Annotated in this window: 3 protein-coding genes; all 3 read left to right on the forward strand. The window is 36.0% G+C overall.

What is annotated here, in order from left to right; translation table 11 throughout:
* The first annotated feature begins 97 nt into the window (after nucleotides 1–97).
* The 3 genes from ACZFYI_RS18165 (at nucleotide 98) to ACZFYI_RS18175 (ending at nucleotide 2,627) form a co-directional block, all read left to right on the forward strand.
* A complete protein-coding gene (locus tag ACZFYI_RS18165) occupies nucleotides 98–1,114 on the forward strand; it encodes a DUF3500 domain-containing protein (protein WP_462525541.1) in 1,017 nt (338 codons plus the stop codon).
* A 349-nt stretch (nucleotides 1,115–1,463) separates the two neighbouring features.
* The gene (locus tag ACZFYI_RS18170) at nucleotides 1,464–1,886 is read left to right on the forward strand and encodes a nuclear transport factor 2 family protein (RefSeq protein WP_462525542.1); all 423 of its coding nucleotides are present in this window, start codon (nucleotides 1,464–1,466) and stop codon (nucleotides 1,884–1,886) included.
* A 111-nt stretch (nucleotides 1,887–1,997) separates the two neighbouring features.
* A complete protein-coding gene (locus ACZFYI_RS18175) occupies nucleotides 1,998–2,627 on the forward strand; it encodes an FMN-dependent NADH-azoreductase (RefSeq protein WP_462525543.1) in 630 nt (209 codons plus the stop codon).
* Nucleotides 2,628–3,017 lie beyond the last annotated feature (390 nt).

Here is a 3,017-nt window from a genome sequence, read left to right on the forward strand (position 1 = left end):
TAGTTGCTTTTCAACAATATGTGGATACCAAAAAATTAAGTGATGCCCTGAATTAGTGAAATCTAACCGATAAACCGAATTAAAAAACGCCTTTGGTATGAAGAAAATTTTCATGATTACCCTTTTGGTCGGAGCCTCGATTTTTTTGGCATTAGGACTTATTGTTGAAAAACCTGAAGTTGAATTCTTGAGATCCCTGACTCAGGTCCAAAGGAATAAAGCACTCCTGTCTTTTGATGACGAGTCCAAAACGCTCTTCCATTATATACCTAGTTCAATGTTTCCGAGAGAAGGGATCCAATTAAATGAACTTGATCAGGAACAGAAGGCCAAATTGGACAAACTCCTCAAGGGCTTTCTTTCAGAAACAGGATACATGAAAACGATGAAAATTATCGATTTGGAAAATATCCTTTTGGAAATCAGTGGAGATTCGATCATGAGGAATCCTGAAAACTATTCGGTTGCATTTTATGGAAACCCTGAAAAAGACAGCTTATGGGCTTTCTCTTTCGAAGGCCATCATATTTCCCTGAATTTTACAATTCATAACGAAAAAGTTGGAATTGCTCCGCGGTTTTTAGGAGCGAGTCCGGCGAGAATTCCTTCCGGACCCAGAGAAGGGGAGCGCACTCTTCATAATGAAGAGGACCTAGGCTTTGAATTGATCAACTCATTATCAGAAGAACAAAGGAAAGTGGCAATATTTAAACAGGAACCATTTTTCGATATTGTTACAGGGAAATCTCCAGAAGTCGAACCATTAAGTCCTGTAGGAATTATGTATGGTCAGTTAAACGGGCACCAACAACTTATTTTTTTAAAACTTATTGATGAATATCTGTCAACCATGCCCGCTGAACAAGCCGAAAAAAGAATGAATAGCATTAAGGATGAAGAAATAAATGAGGTAAGATTTGGATGGGCCGGGGCAACTGTCCTCGGAGAAGGTCACTATTACCGGATTCAGGGGAAAACGTTTTTGATTGAGTTTGACAATGTCCAGGATAAAGCCAATCACATTCATACCGTTTGGAGAGATTTTGACGGGGATTTCGGTAGGGATCTAATCAAAGAACATTATGAGAATTCGGACCATCACAAACATGATTAAAAAAACCTAACAAGATATTTAAACCAAAACCAGCGAATTTGGCCCATTTACAAAACCAAAATATGATAATTGTGAACATGCTCAATTTTGCTGCAAAACAAGTTATTTTCACACTAACCGAAAAATCCAAATTTAGTACGGTAAATGAAGCAATGGAAAGACTGCATGATGGAAAAGTAGGGTATAGAAATGTTCTGACAAATTAATACTGGTAGCATTTTTATCGACCTGGTACTTGAGGTATTAATTTCTTATTTTTTGGTTATTCAATAAGCAAAAGAATTTGAATTTACGCATATACGGAGAAAGCCGAAAACCGATATAGAGTAGGCAATAAATGAAAAACAAGATGAAAAAGTTAGCCATCCTTAGTATCCTATTAGCATTTACACTCACTGCTTATTCTCAGGGTTCTTTTACCGAAAAGACTTTCCATGACCTTATGGTGAAGAATGGAGATAAGATGTTTACATTAGAAAATACCGATGATAACTTTGTGTTTATTATGGGTAATGGCCAGAAAATGGGCCGTACAGAGATAACGGAAGCAACCGGAACGATGACCGTTATAAACAAGTTTTCAGATATAACCATAAATCAATCTGGTGGTACTGTAATAGTTTCGGGTCTGATCGACCAAAAGATAAGTCAAAAAGAGAATCCTTCGGATAATTTTGAATATAAAGGGGTATTTACGGCCGTTTATGCATCTCAAAAAAAGAAATGGGTATTGATGTCTTGGCAACATTCTGATTATAAGCCGAATAACTAATCAAATTATGATTAATGAATTAGACAAATTTACTGACCTGTATATTGTTCAAAACCCAACATAAGTTGAAATTTATAAACCATTATTCTTACAAAATAAATTTACTATAAAATGAAGTTACTACACATTATTGCTTCCCCGAGAGGAGAGAAATCGCGTACACTCGGTATTTCAAATGAATTTTTGAAAGCTTTGAAGGCAAAAAATCCAAATCTGATAATTGAGGACCTGGATCTTTTCAAGACAAGTCTTCCTGAGGTTTTTGGATATACAATTGATGCGAAATATGCCCTAATGTCGGGTGGAATTTTGGAAGAAAAAATCAAAACATCTTGGGAAGAGGTGTCAAGATATTCTACCGAATTCTTGTCCTATGATGCTTATTTGATTTCCTGCCCAATGTGGAACTTTACGATTCCCTATAAGTTGAAGCACTATATCGACGTAATTATGCAGGCAGGTATCCTTTTTAGCTTCACTGCAAACGGGGTTGAAGGATTGGCATTAAATAAAAAAATGTTTTGTATCACTTCAAGGGGCAGCGATTACAGTGAGAGTAGTCCGATGCATCAGTTGGATTTCCAAGAGCCTTATCTGAGATCCATATTTGGTTTGGCAGGGATTAGAGATATCTCTTTCATTAATTCCCAGCCTCTGGATTTCGCACCCGGAATTACACAAGCCAGCCTTGAAAAAGCCAAAGAAGAAGCAATTAACCTGGCTCTAAAAACCACAATTTAATAATCTAAAAACCACCAATTTTTATTTAAATGGGGCCGTGGGATTCTTGCCTACGGCCATTTCTTTAAATTCTTACAAAATACTTTCTATTGGGTTGTCCGAGATTAAATATCCAGGTAGGTGAAGTAGGTAAATAATTATTGATGATTCAATCATTTAAAAAGAAGGTGAATGTAGTTGATTATAAGTTAAAAGCCTGGGTAAAATATAGAATTAAGCCATTACCTCAAAATCCTAATAGGGAAAGACCCTTACCTAAAACGAGTGTTGGCATGCCTATGATTGTGATGACTCTGAACAAATATTTGGAACAGATGAATCAAAAAATGCAGATTGCATTTTTGTAATTCTCCTTTGACAGATTTTTCATTTTATTGATATCAGTTTATA

Source organism: Aquiflexum sp. (genome assembly GCF_977115555.1).